The sequence below is a fragment of the Oleiphilus sp. HI0125 genome, from assembly GCF_001635355.1.
Window position 1 is genome coordinate 1 of record NZ_LWGF01000589.1, and the last position, 696, is coordinate 696.

Annotated in this window: 1 protein-coding gene and 1 pseudogene; both read left to right on the forward strand. The window is 46.1% G+C overall.

Annotated features, from left to right (window positions below):
• Positions 1–207, forward strand: a pseudogene (locus tag A3762_RS28785) (octanoyltransferase); the annotation flags it as partial.
• A partial coding sequence (locus A3762_RS07535; RefSeq protein WP_369820673.1) for a radical SAM protein occupies positions 204–696 on the forward strand: 493 nt, incomplete at its 3' end. The pseudogene A3762_RS28785 and the gene A3762_RS07535, both read left to right, overlap by 4 nt.

Consider the following 696-nt stretch of genomic DNA (forward strand, 5'->3'; position numbering starts at 1 on the left):
TTTCATGGTCTGAGTGTAAATCTCGATATGGATCAAAGCCCTTGGCTTCGTATTAATCCTTGCGGCTACCAAGGTTTACAAATGGCTCAGCTGAGAGATTATTGCCCTGAGGTCTCTATTACAGAATTTTCTAACTGCCTCGTAGATGCCCTAAGTTCATTATTTTGTTATCGGCAGACCAACATTGAAGTTACAGATTCGTTATGACAGAAGAAACTAAAAAGACGTCCGTTAAAAAAGTCGTGGCTGGTGAAAAGTTGCGCGGTGCTGAAAAAGTTGCCCGCATTCCAATTAAAGTGATTCCTACCGAAACGATGCCGCGAAAGCCTGATTGGATTCGCGTGAGAATTCCTGCAACGCCTCGAATTGGCGAAATTAAGGACAAGTTGCGAAAGCACGGACTGCACACGGTATGTGAAGAGGCATCATGTCCGAACCTAGGTGAATGCTTTGGTGGTGGCACTGCCACGTTTATGATCATGGGGGATATTTGTACGCGTCGTTGTCCTTTCTGTGATGTCGCGCATGGACGTCCAAAGCCGCTAAATCAAGATGAGCCCCGAGAGCTAGCCGAAGCCATCGCTGACATGAATCTCAATTACGTGGTTATAACTTCTGTTGACCGTGACGATCTGCGTGATGGTGGTGCTCAGCATTTTGCTGATTGTATCTCAGAAACTCGCTCAAGGACTGATT